The organism is Aurantimicrobium sp. (assembly GCF_036667855.1).
Classification (GTDB): Bacteria; Actinomycetota; Actinomycetes; order Actinomycetales; family Microbacteriaceae; genus Aurantimicrobium.
Window position 1 is genome coordinate 1 of the sequence record NZ_JAVWTF010000031.1, and the last position, 22,810, is coordinate 22,810.

The 22,810-nt window shown below is 57.5% G+C and carries 25 protein-coding genes and 1 riboswitch; of the genes, 4 read left to right on the forward strand and 21 right to left on the reverse strand.

Annotated elements, in window-relative coordinates; genetic code table 11:
- The 16 genes from RR877_RS07040 to RR877_RS07115 all read right to left on the reverse strand — a co-directional run.
- Positions 1–430, reverse strand: a 430-nt coding sequence (locus RR877_RS07040; protein WP_332627842.1) for a helix-turn-helix domain-containing protein, incomplete at its 3' end; no start/stop codon positions are given.
- A 96-nt stretch (positions 431–526) separates the two neighbouring features.
- Positions 527–2,467 (reverse strand): ABC transporter ATP-binding protein, encoded by a 1,941-nt coding sequence (locus RR877_RS07045; RefSeq protein ID WP_332551197.1) that lies wholly within the window; start codon positions 2,465–2,467, stop codon positions 527–529.
- 10 nt (positions 2,468–2,477) lie between these two features.
- On the reverse strand, positions 2,478–2,837 hold the full coding sequence (locus RR877_RS07050) for a hypothetical protein (RefSeq protein ID WP_332619010.1): 360 nt from the start codon (positions 2,835–2,837) through the stop codon (positions 2,478–2,480).
- 16 nt (positions 2,838–2,853) lie between these two features.
- On the reverse strand, positions 2,854–3,324 hold the full coding sequence (gene ribH / locus RR877_RS07055) for a 6,7-dimethyl-8-ribityllumazine synthase (protein ID WP_110232852.1): 471 nt from the start codon (positions 3,322–3,324) through the stop codon (positions 2,854–2,856).
- On the reverse strand, positions 3,321–4,604 hold the full coding sequence (gene ribA / locus RR877_RS07060) for a GTP cyclohydrolase II (protein ID WP_332551198.1): 1,284 nt from the start codon (positions 4,602–4,604) through the stop codon (positions 3,321–3,323). Before ribA ends, ribH begins: the two co-directional genes overlap by 4 nt.
- A gap of 1 nt (position 4,605) precedes the next feature.
- The gene (locus RR877_RS07065; protein ID WP_332627843.1) at positions 4,606–5,232 is read right to left on the reverse strand and encodes a riboflavin synthase; all 627 of its coding nucleotides are present in this window, start codon (positions 5,230–5,232) and stop codon (positions 4,606–4,608) included.
- Positions 5,232–6,269 carry a bifunctional diaminohydroxyphosphoribosylaminopyrimidine deaminase/5-amino-6-(5-phosphoribosylamino)uracil reductase RibD gene (gene ribD, locus RR877_RS07070; protein WP_332627844.1) on the reverse strand — a complete coding sequence of 346 codons (1,038 nt, stop codon included), beginning with the start codon at positions 6,267–6,269 and terminating at the stop codon, positions 5,232–5,234. The genes RR877_RS07065 and ribD overlap by 1 nt, the downstream gene beginning before the upstream one ends.
- Positions 6,270–6,361: 92 nt before the next feature.
- Positions 6,362–6,503, reverse strand: a riboswitch (FMN riboswitch).
- Positions 6,504–6,575: 72 nt separating this feature from the next.
- Entirely contained in the window at positions 6,576–7,586 is a 1,011-nt protein-coding gene (gene trpS, locus RR877_RS07075) for a tryptophan--tRNA ligase (protein ID WP_280805277.1), read from the reverse strand.
- Positions 7,587–7,594: 8 nt separating this feature from the next.
- Complete coding sequence (locus tag RR877_RS07080) at positions 7,595–8,434, reverse strand: exodeoxyribonuclease III (RefSeq protein ID WP_332551201.1); 840 nt, start codon at positions 8,432–8,434, stop codon at positions 7,595–7,597.
- A gap of 17 nt (positions 8,435–8,451) precedes the next feature.
- The gene (locus tag RR877_RS07085) at positions 8,452–9,357 is read right to left on the reverse strand and encodes a YihY/virulence factor BrkB family protein (protein WP_280795610.1); all 906 of its coding nucleotides are present in this window, start codon (positions 9,355–9,357) and stop codon (positions 8,452–8,454) included.
- A gap of 71 nt (positions 9,358–9,428) precedes the next feature.
- A complete protein-coding gene (locus tag RR877_RS07090) occupies positions 9,429–9,704 on the reverse strand; it encodes an HPr family phosphocarrier protein (RefSeq protein ID WP_277495471.1) in 276 nt (91 codons plus the stop codon).
- Positions 9,697–10,740 (reverse strand): PTS fructose transporter subunit IIC, encoded by a 1,044-nt coding sequence (locus RR877_RS07095; protein WP_332551202.1) that lies wholly within the window; start codon positions 10,738–10,740, stop codon positions 9,697–9,699. Before RR877_RS07095 ends, RR877_RS07090 begins: the two co-directional genes overlap by 8 nt.
- Positions 10,741–10,904: 164 nt before the next feature.
- A complete protein-coding gene (locus RR877_RS07100) occupies positions 10,905–11,324 on the reverse strand; it encodes a PTS fructose transporter subunit IIB (RefSeq protein WP_110232860.1) in 420 nt (139 codons plus the stop codon).
- Entirely contained in the window at positions 11,324–11,785 is a 462-nt protein-coding gene (locus RR877_RS07105) for a PTS sugar transporter subunit IIA (RefSeq protein WP_280795514.1), read from the reverse strand. Before RR877_RS07105 ends, RR877_RS07100 begins: the two co-directional genes overlap by 1 nt.
- Positions 11,782–12,768 (reverse strand): 1-phosphofructokinase family hexose kinase, encoded by a 987-nt coding sequence (locus RR877_RS07110; RefSeq protein ID WP_332551203.1) that lies wholly within the window; start codon positions 12,766–12,768, stop codon positions 11,782–11,784. Before RR877_RS07110 ends, RR877_RS07105 begins: the two co-directional genes overlap by 4 nt.
- Positions 12,765–13,526, reverse strand: coding sequence for a DeoR/GlpR family DNA-binding transcription regulator (locus tag RR877_RS07115; protein ID WP_280795608.1), 762 nt, complete (start codon positions 13,524–13,526; stop codon positions 12,765–12,767). The genes RR877_RS07110 and RR877_RS07115 overlap by 4 nt, the downstream gene beginning before the upstream one ends.
- 232 nt (positions 13,527–13,758) lie before the next feature.
- Between RR877_RS07115 and ptsP the strand changes: the two genes are divergently transcribed.
- The gene (ptsP, locus tag RR877_RS07120) at positions 13,759–15,402 is read left to right on the forward strand and encodes a phosphoenolpyruvate--protein phosphotransferase (protein ID WP_332619008.1); all 1,644 of its coding nucleotides are present in this window, start codon (positions 13,759–13,761) and stop codon (positions 15,400–15,402) included.
- Positions 15,403–15,488: 86 nt separating this feature from the next.
- Here the strand turns inward: ptsP and RR877_RS07125 are convergent, their stop codons facing one another.
- The 4 genes from RR877_RS07125 to sdhC are packed head-to-tail and all read right to left on the reverse strand — an operon-like array spanning position 15,489 to position 18,965.
- Positions 15,489–16,244, reverse strand: a complete 756-nt coding sequence (locus tag RR877_RS07125; protein ID WP_280801236.1) for a succinate dehydrogenase iron-sulfur subunit — start codon at positions 16,242–16,244, stop codon at positions 15,489–15,491.
- A 2-nt stretch (positions 16,245–16,246) separates the two neighbouring features.
- Positions 16,247–18,061 (reverse strand): succinate dehydrogenase flavoprotein subunit, encoded by a 1,815-nt coding sequence (gene sdhA, locus RR877_RS07130; protein WP_332619007.1) that lies wholly within the window; start codon positions 18,059–18,061, stop codon positions 16,247–16,249.
- A gap of 35 nt (positions 18,062–18,096) precedes the next feature.
- On the reverse strand, positions 18,097–18,549 hold the full coding sequence (locus tag RR877_RS07135; RefSeq protein WP_332551338.1) for a succinate dehydrogenase hydrophobic membrane anchor subunit: 453 nt from the start codon (positions 18,547–18,549) through the stop codon (positions 18,097–18,099).
- Entirely contained in the window at positions 18,546–18,965 is a 420-nt protein-coding gene (sdhC, locus tag RR877_RS07140) for a succinate dehydrogenase, cytochrome b556 subunit (RefSeq protein WP_332619006.1), read from the reverse strand. The genes RR877_RS07135 and sdhC overlap by 4 nt, the downstream gene beginning before the upstream one ends.
- A 63-nt stretch (positions 18,966–19,028) precedes the next feature.
- Between sdhC and RR877_RS07145 the strand changes: the two genes are divergently transcribed.
- Complete coding sequence (locus tag RR877_RS07145) at positions 19,029–20,153, forward strand: sugar phosphate nucleotidyltransferase (RefSeq protein ID WP_332551340.1); 1,125 nt, start codon at positions 19,029–19,031, stop codon at positions 20,151–20,153.
- Between the two features lie 31 nt (positions 20,154–20,184).
- Positions 20,185–21,306 carry an adenosine deaminase gene (locus RR877_RS07150; protein WP_277495463.1) on the forward strand — a complete coding sequence of 374 codons (1,122 nt, stop codon included), beginning with the start codon at positions 20,185–20,187 and terminating at the stop codon, positions 21,304–21,306.
- Here the strand turns inward: RR877_RS07150 and RR877_RS07155 are convergent.
- Positions 21,303–22,157 carry a purine-nucleoside phosphorylase gene (locus RR877_RS07155; RefSeq protein ID WP_332627846.1) on the reverse strand — a complete coding sequence of 285 codons (855 nt, stop codon included), beginning with the start codon at positions 22,155–22,157 and terminating at the stop codon, positions 21,303–21,305. The genes RR877_RS07150 and RR877_RS07155 overlap by 4 nt on opposite strands.
- A gap of 39 nt (positions 22,158–22,196) precedes the next feature.
- On the opposite strand from RR877_RS07155, the gene RR877_RS07160 reads away from it, so the two are divergent.
- Positions 22,197–22,810: FAD-dependent oxidoreductase (locus RR877_RS07160; RefSeq protein ID WP_332627847.1), on the forward strand; the 614-nt coding region annotated here is incomplete at its 3' end.

Genomic DNA, 22,810 nt, shown 5'->3' on the forward strand with positions numbered 1-22,810 from the left:
CCCATTTTTTTAGAATCTCGTTCTCCATTCGAAGAAACGCAAGTTCTTCCTCAGGCGTCAACGGTCCATCCCCACGAGCTTTGCGTCCCGGAGTCTTCGACAAACCCTCCGGCCCCTCGCTGCGATAAAGAACAACCCATTTATCGAACACGGCGCGAGTAGAGATCTCGAACTCAACAAGAACATCCTGCTTCGGCGTTCCAGCGAGGAACTTCTCAACAGCTGCAATTTTCAACTGAGGCGAATACTTTTTATTGCCCATAACAGCTGAGTCTAAAAGACGACCCTGCATATATTGATCGTGCCAATTACGCACAGATTCCCTCTTGAGACCTAGTTGTGTAGCGACGGCATGAAAACCGAAACCCGCATCAAAAAGTCTTGCGACTTCGATGCGGGTTTCGAGTGAATGTTTGACCCTGAGATCCATGAACTTTCTTCCCTTTCAAGTAGTGACTCTTAATTACGAGTCCCACTTTTGGGGTTCAGTTCAAATGGAGGGGCCTTCTTCGTTGTCTGGGGTGCTCTAGACCAGAAGCTGGTGCTTAGCCAATTCCTTATAAAGTGGGGTGGTCTTGACCAGGTCGGAGTGCGTTCCGGTGCCGACAACGGCACCGTTCTCCAGCACGATGATCTGATCACTATCGACCACGGTCGAGAGACGGTGAGCGATGATGATGAGCGTGCGATCCTGAGCAACGCGATCAATCGCTTCACGCATGAGCTGCTCATTGGCACCGTCGAGGCTGGAGGTGGATTCATCGAGCAGCAGCACCGGAGGTGCTGCCAACAGGGCACGAGCGATAGCCAGGCGCTGACGTTCACCGCCGGAGAGCATGACGCCCTCTTCGCCGACAGGAGCATCCAAGCCCAAACCACTGCGTTCGAGCACGGTGGAAAGATTCACATCTGCCAATACCGCTATGCACTGTTCGTCGGTGGCATCGGGTGAGCCCAGCAGCAGGTTGTCACGGAGTGACCCGGCAAGAACGGGAGCATCCTGTTCCACATAGCCAATCTGCGCACGAAGGTCTTCACGAGGCAGGGCCTTGATGTCTACGCCACCCAAGCGGATCTCACCCGAGTTAGGGTCATAGAAGCGTTCAATGAGCCCCAAGATGGTGGACTTGCCTGCGCCCGAAGGTCCAACAAGTGCAGCACGAGTTCCGTGCGCTACGGAGAAGGAGACGCCCTTGAGAATCTCAGGTGCTTCAATCTCCGGCTTGGCTTCTTCTGCCAGTGCTTCACCAGCTGCACCACCTGCCTTGATGCGTGCCTTCTCTGCACGAGACAGCTTGGCAATGGGGTCAGTGGTGCTTTCGTCTTCCTCAACAGGGAGAACCTGCTTGGGATAGGAAAATCGCACATCCACGAACTCGATTGCAACGGGAGAGTTCTTCACGGCACCACGAGCACCGCCGTCAACAACAGCCAGAGGAGCAAGCTCACGATCGAACTCACCTTCACTGGGCAACGCAATGATTTCTTGAATGCGGCCGAGTGCACCGAGTGCTGAGTTCACAGAGGTAATCGCACCGAAGGCTTGACCCAGCGGCATGATCATCATGAACAAGAACAGGATGAAGGTGACCAGGTTGGCCACGGTAATCGCACCGGAAGCAACGCGATAACCACCGACACCGAGCACGGTGAGGAAGGCTACCTGCATGGCGATACCGGCAACAGGAACAACGAGTGCCGAGATCTTGGCAACCTTGATGCCCATGCGCCAGGCGCCTTCGGCTTCTTCTTCCACGACCTTGATTTCACGGTCAGTGGCATTCGCGGCGCGCACAGTGCGGACTGCCGAAATCGCACGCTCCACAGACGCTGCAAGTTCACCCACCTTGGCCTGAGCCTTGCGGCTGGCCACGCGAATGCGCCTGGAGAGCAACGTCACGATAGTGATGGCGCTGAACACAACAAGGACAGTGAGCCCGAGCAAAACAGGATCAATAATCGCCATGGCGATAATGGCTCCGACAAAGGTGAGTGAGCCACCAATTGCCTCGACCAATCCTTGGGTTAGCACAGCACGCAACAAAGTGGTGTCTGAGCCCACACGAGAGACCAGGTCACCGGTGCGACGAGTGTCAAACTCGCTAATGGGCAGACGCAGAATGCGTCCCACCAGGCGACGCCGGGATGAGAGCACGACGCCCTCACCGGTGCGCTGCAGGAGGTAGTGCTGGAAGCCGTTGATCAGCGCGGTGGCAACCACCAGGCCAATCAGCAACCACACCAGGTTGCCCATGAGTTCACCTGCGCTGACGCGGTTGATCACCTGACCGACCAAGAGGGGCTGTGCCAGGGATGCGGCAGCACCAATCACGCTCAACACAATGACGAAGGAGAGAACCTTCTTGTGTTCAAGCAGGTAGGGCATGAGCTGCCCAAAGCTTGCTTTGGGCGCGGAGGACTTATTCTCCGGGGTCGTTGAACGACGACCCATGCGGGGTGAGCTCATCAGGTCCTAGTTACCAGGCGACAGCGAGAACGACGTTGAGCAGAGTCAGGCCACCGATGGTCCAGAGAACCCAGGAGGGTGCAACCTCACGCTTGCGGAAGACGATCGCTAGAACCGTGATGACGATGAGGACAGAAAGCTTCACGGCAATCTTGGTGTTGTTGACTTCTTCATCCTCAACGAGACCTGCTGAGTAGATTCCGGTCAGGGCTAAGCCAGTAACCAGCTGAGTGTAGGCACCATCGAGCATGCCGCGCAGAACACGTCCCTTGCCCTTGATGATGTCTTTAATCTGGAGCAGGAAAGCACCCAGAAGGTAGGACAGACCAACGAAGTGCAGGATGACGAGGATTGTGACTAAAAGTTCCATAGCCCCAGCCTAACCACTAGCCCCGAATGGCGCGAAGGGTCACAGCGGTTTCTAAGGCAGCAAGTGCTGCTTCAGCACCCTTGTCTTCTTTAGACCCGGGCAGGCCGGAACGGTCCAGCCCCTGCTGTTCGTCATCGAGCGTGAGCACACCGAAGCCGACGGGCTTACCGGTGTCGAGGGAAACGCGGGTAAGGCCACTGGTTGCCGCGTCGGAGACAAACTCGAAGTGGGGGGTGCCACCACGAATGATTACGCCGAGTGCAACAACTGCGTCAGCGCCTGCCTCGAGCACCGCCTTGCTCACCACGGGAAGTTCAAAGCTTCCAGCCACACGAACCAGAGAGTGCGTTGCACCACTAGCTTCGATGGTGCGCTGAGCAGAAGCAATCATGGCGTTGGTAATGACGTCGTGCCATTGACCTGCGACGATGACGACGTTCAGTCCGGTGCCATCAACGGTAATTTCGGGGGAGCCTGCGCCACTCATGCGGTGACCTCCTTAGCTTTCGGGGCTGGATCGATTGCGGGAAGAGTTCCAGGAAGCTGGTGACCCATGCGGTCCCGCTTCACGTTGAGGTAGCCGGTGTTGAATTCACCCAGACCCACGACCAAGGGAACGAGGTCGTTGATCTTGATACCGAACTGCTCGAGCTGACGCTTTTTTTCGGGGTTGTTGCTGAGCAGTCGAACAGAGCTGATGCCCATGTCATCAAGCATGCGGGCAGCAGCGGTGTAGTCACGCGCATCGGCAGGGAACCCCAGAGCTAGGTTTGCATCAAGAGTGTCGAGACCCTGCTCTTGGAGCTTGTAAGCCTTGAACTTGTTGACCAAGCCAATGCCACGGCCTTCTTGGCCACGCATGTAGAGAACAACACCACCGGCGGGGTCTGCCTCGATCATGCGCAGGGCTTCATCCAGCTGTGGACCACACTCACACTTGAGCGAGTGCAGTGCTTCACCAGTGAGGCACTCAGAGTGAACGCGAACCAACACATTTTCACCATCAGGGTTTCCTGCAACAATTGCCACGTGGTCCGTTCCGGTGGCCTGGTCGCGGTAGCCGCGCATGCGAAAGGGGCCGTTTTCGGTGGGCACGTTGGTCTCCACTTCAAAGGCCACGCGGTGAGCGTCTAGCTCGCCTTCAACGCGTGCAGGAAGCGGGTGTGCTTCCAGGTAGTCAATGAGTGCTGCCACGGTGGTCAAGGGCATGTTCTCACGTTCAGCGAGCTTCTCCAGACCTGGCATGCGCATCATGTCGCCGTCTTCATCGACAACCTCAGCAATAACTCCAACAGGCTGCAGGCCAGCAAGGCGCATGAGATCCACGGCTGCCTCGGTGTGGCCAGGGCGTTCGTGAACACCACCATCCACTGCACGCAGAGGAAGCACATGACCTGGGCGGATGAGGTCGTGGGGAACAGCATCAGGGTTAGCCAACACCTGCATAGTGAGAGCACGGTCAGAGGCGCTAATACCAGTGGTGATGCCCTCGGCAGCGTCCACCGTGATGGTGTACGCGGTCTTGCGGGTGTCCTGGTTGCGCTCAATCATGATGGGCAAGTTCAGGCGGTCAGCCACGTCGCGCGACATCGGTGCGCACAGCAAACCAGAGGAGTGCTTCACAATCCAGGCAATGGATTCCTTGGTAGCAAACTCGGCCGCCATGATGGCGTCGCCTTCGTTCTCGCGGCCTTCATCATCGGCGACGAGCACGATGCGTCCAGCCTTGAGAGCCTCAAGGACTTCGGGGATAGGAGTGAGAGCCATGTTAGGCACCTGCATTCTGTTGGGGAAGGAAGGCCAGCATGCGTGCGACCTGACGAGCAATAATGTCGGTTTCGAGGTTGACGGCATCACCGACGGAGCGCAGTCCGAGGGTGGTCACCGCAAGGGTTTCCGGAATGAGTGAGACCTCAAACCACTGTGAGCTTTCTGAAGGAGCACTGATGTTGCTCACCGTGAGGGAGACACCGTCCACGGTGATCGAGCCCTTGTCCACGAGTAGGGGAGCTAGTTCGCGGCTGAGGCCAAAGCGAATCACGGTCCAGTCTTCGCTCGGAGTAATGGACAGCACTTCGGCAGTGCCATCGACATGGCCCTGCACGATGTGGCCGCCAAGGCGACTGCCCAGTTCTGCAGCGCGCTCCAGGTTGACGGGTAGTCCCACGGAAGCATTGCGCATCGTGGTCATCGCCAGAGTCTGTTCCATCACGTCTGCAGTGAAAGAAGTGGCATCGTGCTCCACCACGGTCAGGCACACTCCACTGACGGCAATGGAGTCGCCCTGCTGAGCGCCTTGTAACGCAGTCTTGCCAGACACGGTCAGGCGCACAGCATCTGGAAGCTGTTCAATTGCGGTAATGGTGCCGCGTTCTTCAATGAGGCCGGTAAACATTACGCGTCCTTCCGGTTTGTTGTGGCAGTGATGAATATGTCTGCACCGAGGCGTTCGACAGAGGAGATGTTGAGGTCTATCCGGTCAGCAAGTGTGCCCACACCCAAATCTCCCAAGGCAACCTTGTCTCCACCAAGCAGCACAGGTGCAAGATAGATGTACAGGCGATCAGCTAAACCAGCAGCGATGAAAGCGCTGGCCAGGGTGGGACCACCTTCGACGAAAACAGAGCGAATGCCGTTGTCGAACATTTCACTCAGGGCAGCGTGGAGATCATTGTGACCAATGATGAGTGGCTCTAGGGGGTGCTCATGAACCAAAGCATCGCCTGGGACATTGCGCTTTCCAATAATCACCGGCACAGGCTGGTGATCATGCAGACCACCTTCTGGTGTGCGGGCAGTCAGCGAAGGGTTGTCTGCAAGGACAGTACCTGTCCCGACCACAATGGCATCTGCTGCCGCACGCTGTTCGTGCACACGTGCACGTGACTCGGGACCTGAGATCCACTGGCTGGTGCCATCGTGCGCTGCTGCGCGGCCATCCAAGCTCGCTGCCCACTTCACGGTGACGTGGGGGCGGTGCAGGCGGGCTGCCAACATCCACTCTTCAAGAAGTTCTTCTAAGTCGTCCTCGAGCACGCCACCAATAACCTCAATGCCAGCATCACGCAGACGCTGCGCACCACCAGAAGAGCCGTGACCTGGATCGGTCGCGGCATAGACAACCGTTCCCACGCCAGCCTCAATGAGGGCCTGGGCACAGGGGCCGGTGCGACCGGTGTGGTTGCAGGGCTCGAGGGTAACAACGAATGTGGACCCCTGAGCTTGTTCGGGGGTGAGCTGGCTGAGGGCATCAACTTCAGCGTGGGCGGTGCCCGCTCCGCGGTGCCACCCCTCGGCGATGATGGTGCCGGCAGAGTTCAGTACAACACAACCCACTTGCGGGTTAACCCCGTTGCTAGGGCCATTGCCAGCCAGTGCGATGGCGCGACGCATCGAGGCCTCATAGGCCTTCGAAGGTGTTGTGTGGTCCATCTACCGGTGCTCTCATTCAGGTGAGGCGTGCTTCGGGTAGACGGGTGCCATAGCGACAACCGAACTCGACAGGGTACAAAAAGTAACCTGCCGCGCGCGTTCTCCCATCCGGACTTTAACCGTCGGTCCTGGAATTTCACCAGATCAACCTCATCCTCGGGCCTGGTGGCCTTTGCATGAGGGTCGCGGACTATAACCGCCGGCTCAGATTTTCACTGACCCCGAAGCGCGTTGCTCTAGAAAACAGTCTAGCCGGTAGGTTTATTCCCCGCGAGGTGAGTACCTTTGGATTCGCTGAGAGCGTGCTTAGCCGTGGTGGCGGGGAAGAAGGCCAATAGCGTCATAGACCTTGGCCAGAGTCGCGTCTGCGACCTCTGATGCACGGTCTGCTGCCTTGCCCAAGATACGGTCAAGCTCTGCAGGGTCGGAGAGCAGCTCGTTGGTGCGCTCGCGGATGGGGGTGAAGCTGGCGGTGACTTGCTCAGCCAAATCTTTCTTCAGCCCGCCGTAGCCACCACCGGCATATTCGTTGACGAGGTCATCGATGGAGCGACCCGAGAGAACCGAGAAGATGGTGAGCAGGTTTGCCACACCAGGCTTGTTTTCGCGGTCGAAGCGGATCTCACCATCCGCGTCGGTCACCGCACGCATGACCTTCTTGGCGGTCACGGCAGGGTCATCCATGATCTTGAGGAGCCCGGCTTCAGTCTCTGCCGACTTCGACATCTTCGCTGTCGGGGTCTGCAGGTCATAGATCTTGGCCGTCTCCTTGAGGATGTGGCCCTCAGGGATGGTGAAGGTCTCGCCAAAGCGTGAGTTGAAACGCATCGCGAGATCGCGGGTGAGCTCGAGGTGCTGACGCTGGTCCTCACCGACGGGTACAACATTTGCTTGATACGCCAGGATGTCAGCGGCCATAAGAATCGGGTAAGTGAACAAGCCCACAGAGGCTGCATCAGCACCCTGCTTGGCGGACTTGTCCTTGAACTGAGTCATGCGGCTGGCTTCACCGAAACCGGTGATGGTGTTGAGCACCCACGCAATCTGGGTGTGGGCCTGGACGTGGGACTGAATGAACAGGGTCGACTTGTCGGTGTCGATACCGGCAGCAATGTATTGCGCTGCGGTGGAGCGGGTGCGCTCACGCAGTTCGGTGGGGTCCTGGGGAACCGTGATGGCGTGGAGGTCAACAACGCAATAGAACGCATCGAACTCGTCCTGCATGGTGACCCAGTTACCCAGAGCACCGATGTAGTTGCCGAGGTGGAGGGAGTCGCTCGACGGCTGCATGCCGGAGAGAATGACGGGCTTAGTCATGAGAAGTCCTAGAGGTTGTAGTCGACGACGACGGGGGTGTGGTCTGACCAGCGAGTGTCGTAGGACTCAGCGCGGTCGACGGTGTAGTTGGAAGCAAGAGCTGCGAGGGCAGGGGTGGCGAGGTGGTAATCAATGCGCCAACCAGCATCGGTATCGAATGCCTGACCACGCCACGACCACCAGGTGTAGGGGCCAGGAACTTGGCCGGCTGCTTCGCGGCCGACATCAACCCAGCCCAGGCCTGGTCCGGTGGAGCCATCTGCACTAGTTACGTTCTCACCCGCTGGACCCATGAAGCGGTCAAAGTAGGCGCGCTCCTGGGGGAGGAAGCCAGCACGCTTAACGTTGCCCTTCCAGTTTTTGATGTCCAGCTCGGTGTGACCAACGTTGAGGTCACCCACAACAAGTGCGTAGTCGGTGTGCTTGGCCAGTTCAGGCAAACGCTCCTGCATGGCTTCAAGGAACTTGAACTTCTCCACCTGCTTGGGAGTATCCACTTCACCCGAGTGAACATAGGTGCTCACCACGGTGAGGATCTTGTCACCGATCTTGTAGTCGGCTTCGAGCCAGCGTCCTGCGGTATCAAAGTCGTCAGCACCGAGACTCACGCGGTGAATCTCAGCTGAGCTGCGGCTAGCTAGTGCAACACCAGCACGGCCCTTGGCGGTGGCAGCATCGTGCAGGATGTTCCAGTCAGGACCGAGGAGTTCTTCGAGGTCTTCGGTCGATGCACGCACCTCTTGCAGGGCAAGAATGTCGATGCCACGAGTGTTCAGCCAGTCGCCCATTCCTTTGCGGAAGGCGGCGCGAACACCGTTGACGTTGACGGTGGCAATGCGGACTGACATGCCCTAATTCTATTGGGCTAGTTCACGTGGTGACGGTGGGGCACGACCCAACCGAGGTCGTGCATGGCGGTGCCAGAATCTCTCATACTCACGGCCACCCAACTGGTTGCCAGGAGATAAATCCGGGAGGCAAAGTTGAAGTAAATCAACAGACCAATAAACACGGTGAAGCTGGCTAGCAGTGGGTTACTTTCAGGGCGGGTGAGCACATATGACCCCAACACCTTCAATGCCATGAGGGCAAAACCACCTAGCAGCGTTCCGTTGCGCAAAATGCGCCAGGGGATGGGCACCCCGCTCAAGATGCGAATAATGGCGGCCAGCACCGCGGTGTCAAAGAGGAAGACGACAAACAGGCCGATGACCTGAAAGACAATCTTGCCAATTCCGCTTTTGTCGGCGATGCCTAGCTCGGGAAAGACGAGCCCAGAGAGTTTGGTGAGTCCCACCGTTGCTGTGGCACTGAGCAATACGAAGATGACATAGATCAAGGCGAGGACAAGGTCATAGACCTTGAGCAGAATGTAGTTCACCGTGGACTGGGGAAGAGAGAAAATTGTTCGCACTGCAGTGCGGACATAATTCAACCAGTTGATGGCGGTGTAGAGAACGACAACGACCGCCAAGCCGCCGGTCCAGCCGAAGCTGGTCATGGACTCAAGCACCTTGGGATCAATAGGTCCACCGGTGCGAATGAGGTCGGGCACCTGGGCGTTGATGAACGCGATCACTGCTCTGCGAATATCTGGTCGATCCGCGAGGAAGATGCCGGTGAGGCTAAAGCCAACCCAGATAGCTGCGAAGGTGGCAAAGACCGCTTGGAAGGACATGCCGGCAGCCAGGAGGTTACCTCCGGCTGCTGAATACGACTTGTAGACGCGGTAGGGCAGTTGTGCCTTTGCCCAAGCCAGCATCTTCTTCATACCTGCCAGCTTAAAGGGAAAGGCCCGTGGATTCCTGACGGAACCCACGGGCCAAAGAGCCCCGCTAACTTTTAGTCAGCGTCGAGGTCAGATGTGAGCAGGCTAGCCAGCTCATCTGCTACAACTTCAGCGTTGTCACCTTCGACGTCGAGTACGAGTTCTTCTCCGTGTCCGACAGCGAGAGCGAGCACCGAGAGGATGCTGGCACCATCTGCGTTGTCACCGTTTGGCTTAGTAATCGTGACGTCGTGACCGGTAGCTCCTACAGCCTGCACAAAAGTGCTGGCTGGACGAGCGTGAAGTCCAACGCGCGAACCAACAGTGACGGTTCTCTGAGCTTTAGGCAACTGCTTCCTCCAGTGCTTCGTCGGAGACACCAGGCTTGATGTTCTTTGCGACGATAACGAGGAGAGCGGTTACGACCGTACCGATTGCAACTGCAATGAGGTACATGGGCCAGTTGCCCACGAGGCCGAATACCCACAGACCACCGTGAGGTGCGCGCAGGGTGCAGCCGAAGGCTGCAACGAGAGCACCAGATACACCCGAACCGATCATGATCGAAGGGATCACGCGCAGTGGGTCAGCAGCAGCGAAGGGGATAGCACCCTCAGTGATGAAGGATGCACCGAGCAGCCAAGCAGCCTTACCGTTCTGACGCTCAGCGTTCGAGAACTTGTTCTTACGCAGAACAGTCGCGAGTGCGAGACCCAGAGGAGGAGTCATACCTGCAGCCATGACGATTGCCATGATGACGAAACGAGGGTCGTTTGCATCTGCCGAAGCGCCAGCCTCAGTAAGACCAGCAGCTGCGAAGGTGTAAGCAACCTTGTTGACAGGACCACCCATGTCGAATGCCATCATGAGGCCGAGGATGATACCCAGACCAATGAGGCTTCCACCGGAGAGGCCGGTCAGCCAGTCGTTCAGAGCGGTCATGAGGGCCTTGAGTGGACCTCCGAGGATGACGAGCATCAGACCAGCGGTGATGAAGGTTGCAACCAGTGGGATCACAACAACTGGCATGAGCGGACGCAGCCAGTTGGGGAGCTTGATGCGGCTAAGCCACAGAGCTACGAAACCACCGAGGAAACCGGTGATAAGACCACCGAGGAATCCAGCGCCGACGGTACCAGCGATGGCACCACCAACGAAACCTGGAGCCAGACCGGGACGGTCAGCAATCGCGTAAGCGATGAAGCCCGAAAGGACTGGTACGAGGAAACCGAAGGTAGCAGCACCAACGGCGAACATGACATAAGCCCAGTCGTGAGCGGCTAGAGGGTTAAAACCCTTAGCCAGGAACTCAGCCTGGTCCTGGTAAACGATGTCATAACCACCGATCATGAACGACAGAGCGATAAGGATACCGCCGGCCGCCACGAAGGGGATCATAAGGGGAAACACCGGTCATCAGCCATTGGCGGATGCGTGTTCCTGTTCCTGAGTTGTTAGACAATTGTGGCCTCCAATGCCTCATTGCATTTTGTTTGGTGTTACAGATCTTGCCGTCTCAGCAAGAACTCTATGAAAAAGCTACGCCTTGACTAGCTGAAAAGGCGGGCAAAGAAGCCCTTCTTTTCACCCGTGTCGCTGGCGGGCTTTGAAGCTGCGGCGGGTGCTGCAGCCTTGGGAGCGCTACCGGCATCCTTTGGAAGGGTGTCGATGGAGCTCACAGCTTTTGCAACAACGTTCTCTGCGTCAGCAAGAGCCTTGCTTACGCCGATCTGAAGGAAAGGCTTGCCTGCGAAGCGAGCGCGGTCCTTGACCTCGAGGTCGGTTGCGAAAATTACCACGTCAGCAGCGTCGATGGTCGACTGCTTCATGGGGGAAGAACCTGCGGAGCCCTGGGTCTCTACGGTGATTTCGTAGCCAGCCTTCTTAGCTGCCTGCTCGAGAGCTTCAGCTGCCATGTAGGTGTGGGCAATACCGGTGATGCAGGATGTTACGGCGACGATCTTGGTCATTAGGACTGTACCTCTCGTGTGATGATGGCTGCGATTTCGGCACCTGAGTTGGCGTCGCGCAGTGACTGGCGGAAGTCTTCGTGCACGAGCTTGCGGGCAAGTGCAGCGAGGATGTGAAGGTGCTTGTCGTCTGCACCATCTGGTGCAGCGATCAAGAAGATGAGGTGTGCGGGGCCGTCAGCGGCACCGAAGTTCACACCATCAACGCTGGTTGCCACAGCTACCGAAGGTACGGTGACGTGGGCGGAACGTGCGTGGGGGATACCGATGCCCCCGGGAAGACCGGTTGCCATCTGCTCCTCTCGAGCACGAACGTCGGCAAGGAAGCCGTCGAGGTCAGTAACGCGACCATCGTTAGCGAGCTTGACAGCTAGCTGGCGGGTTGCGTCTTCCTTGGTTTCAGCAACCAAACCAACGATGACGATGTCTTCGGTAGTCAGTGCTGCGGTTGCGTCAGTCATACGTGGAGCTCCTTAATGGCGGTGGTGAGACTGGGATTGATGACAGTGTGAACTGCCGTAATAGTAATGTCTTTTGGTCCTGGCACAGTGGTCGCAGGCAACTGTACAGCTGCCGAGCCCCAGGCAACAGCGGTCGAAATCCGCGTAATGTCGCCATCTACGTGCGCAGAAAGTTCTTCAGAAATTGTCACGTCTGCGCTGAGATATCCAGCCAAAGTGCTGTCTCCAGCACCGACGGTGCTGTCGGGAGTGACAGGCTCGTGACCGGCCCAGACGCTGCCACGCTTGTTCACAAGTAAGGCACCGTTCTCTCCGAGACTGACCACAATGGCGGCTTCGTCGTTTCCGAGCAGGCTCTGTGCGAACCCAACAACGTCACCGACGGTGGGGAGTTCGCGGCCAGCAAGTTCTTCCAACTCTTCGTGGTTGGGCTTCATGAGGTCTGCAACACCAGCATGTGCAACCGAAGCAAAAGCGCCTCCGGAGGTGTCCACCGCGAAGCGAACCCCATGCTGGTGTGCAAGCTTGCCGAGCGCCACATAGAAGGAACCATCGAGTCCTCGAGGAAGACTTCCCGCGGCAACCAGCCAGCGAGGAGAAGTTTCGAGGACACCAGAAATCTGTGCCAACAGAGATGCACTTTCTGCTTCAGTGAGCTGAGGTCCTGCTTCGTTGATCTTGGTGGTGTCGCCGTGTGCATCCACGATGGTGATGTTCTGACGCACCTCTTCGGCGATGCGGGTGGTCATGGTCTGAATGCCCGTATCGCTGAGTGCTGACTCAATCCAGCCACCCACGGTTGCATCTGCGGGGAATACCGCAGCGGTGCTGATGTTGTTCTTGTGCAGGGCTCGAGCTACGTTGATGCCCTTACCGGCAGGGTCCTTGTGCTTACCGGTTGCGCGGTTAACTTCACCAGTAGTGAAGGAGTCCAACTCGAGAGTGAGATCCACGCTGGGGTTCGCGGTCAGAGTGATGATCATGCGACCACCACATCAGGGCCGGACATTTCGATTTCGAGAAGGTGCTCGTTATCGATGGAGCTGTCGGTGATCACGGTGTCGATGCGGCTTAGTGGTGCCACGTGACCGAAGTCTTCACGACCAAACTTGGTGTGGTCGGCCAGGACGACAGTGCGACGAGCTGCATCGACGAAGGCGCTCTTGATACGAGCTTCTTCGAGGTCAGGAGTGGTGAGACCGCGCTCAGGGGTCAGACCGTTGATGCCGAGGAACGCCACGTCTACTGAAAGTGAGCGAAGAGCATCCTCTGGCCAGGAACCAACCATGGCCAAGGTGAGGGGACGAACGTGGCCACCGAGCAGATGCAGCTGGATGTTGGGACGCGTTGCCAGAACAGCAGCGATAGGAATCGAGTTTGTCACCACGGTGAGGTCGATGTCCTGAGGAAGTAGAGCAGCTAGGCGAGCAGTGGTGGTACCCGCATCGATGATGATCGAGCCGCCCTGAGGAACTTCGGAGAGAGCCATGCGTGCGATGCGCTCTTTCTCATCCGAGAGCATGCCTTCACGGTAGGTGACATCTGGTTCAACGCTGAGGCGGTCAATAGGAATAGCGCCACCGTGTGCACGGTGCAGCAAACCACGACGCTCTAAAGCGGTGAGATCGCGACGAATGGTCTCGGGAGTGACATCGAGTTCTTCGGCGAGGGAGCGAACTTCCACGCGTCCCTGATGACGCGCCTTGGCCAAAATGGCCTGGTGGCGTTCAGGTGCGTACATGGGACTCCATTGTCGAGCGGTCGTTGCTTACAAACATTATGCCAGCAAAATGTTTGTTTGTCTTTTTTTACTCCCGATTCCACTTGTTTGTCAACATAAAAGGGCGGTAAAGTTAATGTTTGTGTCCGTTTGCAAACGGCAACCCAAAACTTAACCAACATAGACAAGCCCTCCTTGATGAAGAATTGAGTAGGTCTTTACCCCTCTTTCACTCATAACAAAGGGAGCAGCAATGGAGCTCACCGGAATCGGCGTAGGCCGCGGAATCGCAGCTGGCCCCGTCAAGCGCATGCCCGAGCCCCTGGCTGAACCAGCGGACATCGAACGCACTGCTGATGCAGAGTCTGAGATTGCTGCTGCCAACGTATCTCTCGCTGCTGTGGGTGAATGGCTGCGCGAACGCGGTGTCAAAGCCGGTGGCGAAGCTAAGGATGTTCTCGACGCACAGGCCCTGATGGCTGGCGACCCAGCACTGGCGAAAGACATTGCTAAGCGTATTGAGGCTGGTAAGACCGCAGAGCGTGCTGTCTTCGATGCGTTCGCTTCATTCCAGAAGATGCTCGAAGGCATGGGTGGCTACATGGGTGAGCGTGCTGCTGACCTCGCCGATGTTGCCCAGCGTGTGATTGCTCACCTGCGTGGAGTTCCTGCTCCTGGTGTTCCTGAGTCAGATGAGCCTTTCATTCTTGTGGCTCACGATCTTGCGCCTGCAGACACAGCACTTCTTGACTTCACCAAGGTGTTCGCCCTCGTCACTCGTGATGGTGGTCCCACTTCTCACACCGCCATCTTGGCTCGTGCGAAGTCCATCCCCGCGATCGTGGGAGTGGGGGCCGGCGCTGAGTCGCTAACCGTTGACACCCTCGTGGTTGTCAACGCTGCCACCTCCACCGTTACCGCAGGTGTGTCAGCTGCCGATGTTGAAGCTGCATTGGTCAAGCGCGCTGAATGGCTTGAAGCATCTAATGCACCTATTACTGATGGTGCACTCAAGGATGGCCACAAGGTTCCCCTGCTGGCTAACCTCGGATCTCCTAAGGAAGCAGCCGGCGCTATTGCGCTCGGTGCTGAAGGTGTGGGTCTGTTCCGCACCGAGTTCCTCTTCCTTGACTCCGCCACTGCACCCACCGTTGCCGAGCAGGAAGTTCAATACACCGAACTGCTCAAAGCTTTCCCTGGCAAGAAGGTTGTCGTTCGTGCACTGGATGCCGGTGCTGACAAGCCACTGTCCTTCTTGAACGATGCTCACGAAGAAAACCCCGCCCTGGGTCTTCGCGGTATTCGTGCACTGCGCGTGAAGGAAAACATCCTGCGCGATCAGCTCACCGCACTGGTCAACGCTCAGAACAAGACCGAAGCAGACCTGTGGGTGATGGCACCCATGGTTGCTGATGCAGAAGAGACTGACTACTTCGTGGGACTCTGCCGCGAACTGGGTCTGCGTGTTCCTGGCGTCATGGCTGAAGTTCCTTCACTTGCACTCGTTGCTGACCAGGTTCTCGAAACTGCTGACTTCGTCAGCATCGGAACCAACGACCTCACCCAATACACGATGGCAGCGGACCGCATGCTCGGCACCGTCGGTTCCTACCAAGACCCGTGGCACCCTGCTGTGTTGCGCTTGATCAAGCAGCTCGGTGACGCTGGTGTTGCTTCGGGCAAGCCTGTGGGCGTGTGTGGTGAAGCTGCAGCTGATCCCAACCTGGCCATTGTTCTCGTGGGACTCGGCGTCACCACCTTGAGCATGACTCCTGCCGCACTGGCAGAAGTTCGTGCCGCACTTCTTACTGTCACACTCGACGAAGCCAAGGCCCGTGCTGCTCGTGCACTGAACGGTCGCACCGCAGTGGAAGCACGCAAGCACGGCAGCGAGTAAAACTTCTGTAGGGGAGACGACCTGTGGAACTACAAAAAGACCCGGCCTTCCTCAAAGGGCCGGGTCTTTTTTATCAGAGCTAGTGCTTATGCTCGTCCACGCAGAACAGCCTGCTTCACGTCGGCAATAGCCTGCGTGACCTGGATGCCACGAGGGCATGCGTCAGTGCAGTTGAAGGTGGTGCGGCAGCGCCACACGCCCTCTTTGTCGTTGAGGATGTCGAGACGAACATCGCCGGCGTCATCACGAGAGTCAAAGATGAAGCGGTGTGCGTTGACGATCGCAGCAGGACCGAAGTACTGTCCATCAGTCCAGAACACGGGGCAGCTGGTAGTGCAGGCTGCACACAAGATGCACTTAGTGGTGTCATCGAAGCGCTCGCGGTCCTCAATGGTCTGGCGGCGTTCCTTGCCAGGCTCAGGTGACGAGTTGGCAATGAGGAAGGGCTTCACTTCGCGGTAGGCAGCGAAGAAAGGCTCCATGTCGACGATGAGGTCCTTCTCAAGAGGGAGACCCTTGATGGCTTCAACGTAGATGGGCTGGGTAATGTCCAAGTCCTTGATCAAAGTCTTGCAGGCAAGACGGTTGCGACCGTTGATACGCATGGCGTCAGAACCACAAATACCGTGCGCACACGAGCGACGGAAGGACAGCGAACCATCCTGGTCCCACTTGATGCGGTGCAGGGCGTCAAGAATACGGTCAGTTGAGTAGACCTCAACATCGAAGGATTCCCAACGAGCTTCTTCATCGATTTCAGGAAGGAAGCGACGAATAATCAGCGTGATGTTGAAAGCCTGTACCTCGGGTACGGCTGCCTGTGTAGCGACGTCGGTAGCCATTCTTAGTACTTCCTCTCCATGGGCTGGTAGTTGGTAATAACAACAGGCTTCCAATCAAGCTTGATGTGGTCACCAGCGTCATCACTCGTAGCGTCACCTGAGAGGTACGCCATGGTGTGCTTCATGAACTTCTTGTCATCACGGTTGGGGAAGTCGTCGCGCATGTGGCCACCACGGCTTTCCTTACGGTTACGAGCCGAGTAGACAACAACCTCTGCAAGGTCGAGCAGGAAGCCCAGCTCGACAGCTTCGAGAAGGTCAGTGTTGTAACGCTTTCCCTTGTCGTGGATTGAGATGTTCTTGTATTCCTCGCGGAGCTTCTCAATGGTCTTCGTGACCGACTTGAGAGAGTCTTCGGTGCGGAAGACCTGTGCGTTCTTATCCATCTCCTCTTGCAGTTCCTTACGGAGTGCAGGAACACGCTCGGTGCCCGAGGCGTTGCGGATGGATTCGATCATGTCGCGGATAGGACCAGCGGGGTCCTTAGGCAGTGGCACGAACTTGGCGGTCTTCGCGTATTCCACTGCGTAGCGACCAGCACGCTTACCGAACACGTTGATGTCCAGCAGCGAGTTGGTGCCGAGACGGTTGGAACCGTGAACAGAGACACACGCACATTCACCCGCGGCGTAGAGGCCAGGGATGACGGTGTCGTTGTCGGAGAGAACCTCTGCCTTGATGTTGGTAGGAATACCACCCATGGCGTAGTGAGCAGTGGGCATCACGGGAACAGGCTCAACCACGGGGTCAACACCCAGGTAGGTGCGAGCGAACTCGGTGATGTCAGGAAGCTTGGTTTCCAGAACCTCAGCACCCAAGTGGGTGCAGTCCAGGAGAACGTAGTCCTTGTTGGGGCCCGCGCCGCGGCCTTCAGCCACTTCCTGAACCATGCAGCGCGAGACGATGTCACGAGGAGCGAGGTCCTTGATGGTGGGGGCGTAGCGCTCCATGAAGCGCTCACCGGAAGCATTACGCAAGATGGCACCTTCACCACGCGCACCCTCGGTCAAGAGAATGCCGAGGCCAGCAAGGCCGGTGGGGTGGAACTGGAAGAACTCCATGTCCTCGAGAGGAATACCCTTACGCCAGATGATGCCGACGCCATCACCGGTGAGGGTGTGTGCATTGGAGGTGGTCTTGTAGATCTTGCCGAAACCACCAGTAGCGAAGACGATCGACTTTCCCTGGAAGACGTGCAGGTCTCCGGTTGCGAGTTCGTAAGCCACAACACCAGCAGGAACCTGCTTGCCCTTGATGTCCACCATGATGAGGTCAAGAACATAGAACTCGTTGTAGAACTCGATACCGAGCTTCACGCAGTTCTGGAACAGGGTCTGCAGAATCATGTGACCGGTACGGTCAGCTGCGTAGCAGGAGCGACGAACAGGTGCCTTACCGTGGTCACGAGTGTGTCCACCGAAACGACGCTGGTCAATCTTGCCGTCGGGTGTGCGGTTGAAGGGAAGACCCATGTTCTCGAGGTCGATAACCGCGTCGATAGCTTCCTTGGCCAGGATCTCAGCAGCATCCTGGTCAACCAGGTAGTCGCCACCCTTAACGGTGTCGAAGGTGTGCCATTCCCAGCTGTCTTCTTCCACGTTGGCTAGTGCTGCAGCCATACCGCCCTGTGCTGCACCGGTGTGCGAGCGTGTGGGGTAGAGCTTGCTGATGACTGCGGTACGGGCGTTGGGGCCAGCTTCGATTGCTGCACGCATACCTGCGCCACCAGCACCCACGATGACAACATCGTGCTGGTGGTAGTAAACGCCGTCGACGAGCTTGGTTTCTTCGTATGTGTCGTTGCTCTTGGTTGCCACGAGGGATACTCCGTAGTTAAAGGTGATCTAAAGAATTACTGGGGTGGGCAGAACGAGGGCAGCGAACCGAGCTGCTCTGGGCTGACCGAGGGGCAGGGATCGAAGGTGAAGATCACCAAGGTGCCCAAGATGATGAGCACAGCAGCAGCGGCGAAGACTGCTCCGCGGAGCACCTTGCCCAGTACTGGTGAGCTCGAGTAGTCGTTGATGATGGTGCGCATACCGTTGGCGCCGTGAATCAGGGCGAGCCAGAGCATGAGCAGATCCCAGTACTGCCAGAACGGGGTAGCCCACTTACCGGCGACAAAGGCGAAGTCAATGGCGCGTACGCCTTCACCGGACACCATGTTGACGAACAGGTGACCGAAGATGAGGACGACGAGCACGACGCCAGAGGCGCGCATGTACATCCATCCCCACTTTTCCCAGTTGGTGCCGGAGCGCTGGGTGCGGGCGTAGGGGCTACGGGGTGCGTCTACGGTGCTCACTGTCCGTTCACCTCCAGGATGATGTTGGTGATCTGACGGGGCAGGAATCCTGCCATCAGTACAACCCACAGGCCGATAACGATCCAGAACATAACGCGCTGGTACTTCACGCCCTTGCTCCAGAAGTCCACCAAGATGATGCGCAGACCGTTGAGGGCGTGGAACAGGATTGCTCCGACCAGTCCGATTTCACCCAGACCCATGAGAGGGGTCTTGTAGGTGCCGATGACGGCGTTGTACGCCTCAGGGCTGACACGCACAAGAGCGGTGTCGAGAATGTGGACAAGTAGGAAGAAGAAGATGGCCACACCGGTAATACGGTGCAGAACCCAAGACCACATACCGGTGTAGCCGCGGTAAAGCGTGCCGCCCGGACGGGGCTTCTTTTCTGAGCGTGGTGCCGTGACAGCTGACACGAACAACCCTCCTTGGTTGTGGGCAATAACTTGTCCTAACTTTACGCCCGATAGTCTGGTGCTATGCCTCGACTAACGACGCCACTAAGCGACTTCTACGTAGTAATTCCAGCCGGCGGAATAGGCTCACGCCTATGGCCACTTTCCCGTGCCGATGCCCCCAAGTTCCTGCACGACCTCACCGGTTCCGGCAGCTCGCTCCTCAAGGACACCTGGGATCGCTTAACTCCTTTAGCAGGTGAGCAGCGCGTCATGGTTGTAACCGGCCGTGCACACCGCGCCGCCGTTGAAGAACAGCTCCCCGAGCTCGCAGATCTCAACGTGGTGCTGGAAAGCGAGCCTCGTGACTCTTCGGCTGCCATTGGACTTGCCGCCGCCATTTTGGAGAAGCGCGAGCCTGGCGTCATCATCGGTTCCTTCGCTGCTGACCACGTAATCAAGGGAACCCGGTTCTTCAATATGGCCGTCGCCGAAGCCGTCGAAGCGGCCCGTGCCGGCTTCATTGCCACCATCGGAATCGTTCCCACCGAGCCTGCCATCGGATTTGGCTATATCCACGCAACGGAAGAAACCGAGCTGGAAGGTGCCCCTTCAGCGCTCAAGGTGGATTCGTTCGTGGAAAAGCCCAACGCACACACTGCTGAGGAATATGTCGAAAGTGGCGACTACCTGTGGAACGCGGGCATGTTCATCACCAAGGCTTCTGTGCTCTTGGAAGAACTAGCCAAGACACAACCAGAACTCCATGCGGGTGTAGTCGCGCTCGCCGAGGTCTGGGATGACCACGCCAAGCGTGGACCTGCCGTGGACAAGATTTGGCCGACTCTCAAGAAGATCGCCATCGACTACGCCGTGGCAGAACCTGCGGCAGCTGCTGGAAAGCTCGTCGTCATTCCGGGTGAGTTCGACTGGGATGACGTGGGGGACTTTGCCTCGATTGCCAAGCTGCACTCCTCTGGTTACAAGAAGGACCTCGCCATCTTGGGCGAAGGTGCTCGTGTTCTCTCCGATGCTTCCTCGGGAATCCTCATTACCGACACCGGTCGCACCATCGCACTTGTCGGCGTGAAGGACATCGTGGTTGTTGACACTCCTGATGCTCTGCTGGTCACCACCACTGCCAATGCGCAGAAGGTGAAGTCTGTGGTGGATGCCCTGCGCATCTCCGGTCGCGACGACGTTCTTTAACACTTACCCAACCTCCTCTTGAAAGAAACCAATGTCTACTGAATACGTAATTGATGGCGTCGACGTGCGTACCCTGCCCAAGATCTCTCTGCACGATCACCTTGATGGCAGTCTGCGCCCCGCCACCATCATTGAGCTGGCAGAGGCAGAAGGTATTGAACTGCCTGTTCTGGATGCTGAAGGTTTAGGTCAGTGGTTTGCCGACCAGTCCAACTCGGGCTCCCTCGTGGAATACCTCAAGACCTTTGATCTGACCTGTGCTGTGATGCAGACCCGTGAAGGACTGACCCGCGTTGCCCGCGAGTCTGTCATTGACCTCGCCAACGATGGCGTGATCTATGGAGAGCTGCGCTGGGCACCAGAGCAACATCTCACCAAGGGCCTCACGCTGGACCAGGTCGTGGAGTATGTCCAAGAAGGAATTGAGCAGGGCATTGAAGATGCCGCTGCCGAAGGCAAGACCATCCGCATCGGTCAGCTCATCACCGCGATGCGTCACGCAGACCGCAGTCTTGAGATTGCGCAACTCGCCGTGCGCCACCGCGACAACGGTGTCGTGGGCTTCGACATCGCCGGAGCTGAATTGGGCTTCCCCGCGTCCAAACACCAGGCAGCCTTCGACTACCTCGCGAGCGAATACTTCCCTGTCACCATCCACGCCGGTGAAGCAGATGGCATTGCCAGTATTGAAAGCGCCATCTATGACGGCCGCGCACTTCGTTTAGGTCACGGCGTGCGCTTGGCAGAGGACGTGAGCATTGATGGCTCCGATGCCAATGCCACCTTCGTTTCACTCGGTGTTCTTTCCCAGTGGGTGAAGGACCGTGGCATCACGCTCGAGCTTTCACCTTCGTCGAACCTTCAGACCGGTGCTATCGCGGCATGGGGCGACGACATCATGGATCACCCCTTTGACTTGCTCTATCAACTCGGCATGACAGTCACGGTGAACTCAGACAACCGCCTCCAAAGCGGAACCTCACTGTCTCGTGAATTGTGGTTGGTGGCAGACGCCTTTGCCTATGGCCTGGCTGATCTGGAAACCTTCCAGCAGAATGCGGCTGCGTCTGCTTTCCTTCCTCTGGAAGACCGTGAAGCGCTCGCCGATGCCATCACGGATGGCTTCGTTGAAGCCGTTCAGCTCGCGCGCTAAATACGTTCGAGGATCTTTGCCAGTAAATCGCTGACGCGAGGTTCTGCTTTCGTGCCTGCCTCAAGCACCTCTTTGTGGGACAGAGGAGTGGGGGAGATTCCTGCAGCCTGGTTGGTAATGAGGGAAAGCCCCAGCACATCCATCCCTGCTTGCCGGGCAGCCATGGCCTCAAGCGCAACAGAGGCACCCACCATGTCGGCACCTTGGCCGCGGAGCATCTGAACTTCTGCAGCCGTTTCATATTGCGGCCCAGGAACCTGTGCGAGAACACCTTCCCCCAGGGAAGGGTCCACACTCTTGGCGAGTTCTCGTAGGGCGGGTGTGTAGACGTTGGTCATGTCGATGAAGGTAGCCCCTTCAATCGGGGTGGTTCCGGTGAGGTTGAGGTGGTCCTTGATGAGCACCGGAGTTCCTGGCTGCCAAGCGGGACGGATGCCTCCTGCGCCATGAGTGAGCACCATGGTCTTTGCGCCTGCCGCAGCCGCCGTGCGCACGCTATGCACTACGCGGCGAACAAACCCTTGCGCTCCTCGGCCTTCATAAAGGTGTGTGCGGGCACCAATCACCAACAGACGCTTGTTGCTGGGAAGAATCACACTGCGAATGGTGCCCAGGTGTCCAGCAATGCCTGAGGCACTGAAGCCTGTGATTTCTTCGGCGGGGATTTCCTCGGTGGTTTTGCCAATCACGTCCACGACGGCGCCCCAGCCAGAACCCAAGGTGAGGGCGATGTCGTGGTGGCCGATGCCGGTGGCAACGGCAATCTCAAAGGCGGCCTGCTTGGCTATTTCAGCAGGATCTTGGGAAGGGTCTTCCAGTGGGTTGAAACCCCACTCACCTGCGTTCGACATACGCCAAGCCTATTGCTCACGTAGTGCGAGAATAAGGGCATGGCTTTTGAGTTTGAACGCAAGCAGCGCATTGCAATTTTGGGGGGTGGCCCCGGTGGCTACGAAGCAGCACTGGCAGCAGCCCAGCTCGGAGCAGAAGTAACCCTCATTGAACGCTCGGGTGTGGGCGGCTCAGCCGTTCTCACCGATGTTGTTCCTTCCAAGACCCTCATCGCCACCGCCGAGTTCACCTCCACACTGGAACGCTCGGATGAGCTCGGTGTGCAGTACTTCGTCAAGGGTGACGACGGTAAAGCCCGCAAGCCTGAAGTCTCCATCAACCTTGCCACCGTGAACAAGCGTCTCTTAGGGCTAGCTCACGACACATCTGAAGACATGCAAAAGGCTCTCAAGAAGGCTGGTGTGAACTTCATTCCCGGCCACGGTCGCCTTGATGGCACTCACGCTGTGATTGCTGCCACGGGTCCTGGTGGAACTGATTTTGACCGCATCGAAGCAGACACCATCATTGTCTCCGTCGGGGCAAGCCCTCGTGTTCTCGACACCGCCAAGCCTGATGGTGAGCGCATCCTCACCTGGACACAGCTCTATAACTTGACCGAACTACCTGAGCACATGATCGTGGTCGGTTCGGGTGTGACCGGTGCGGAGTT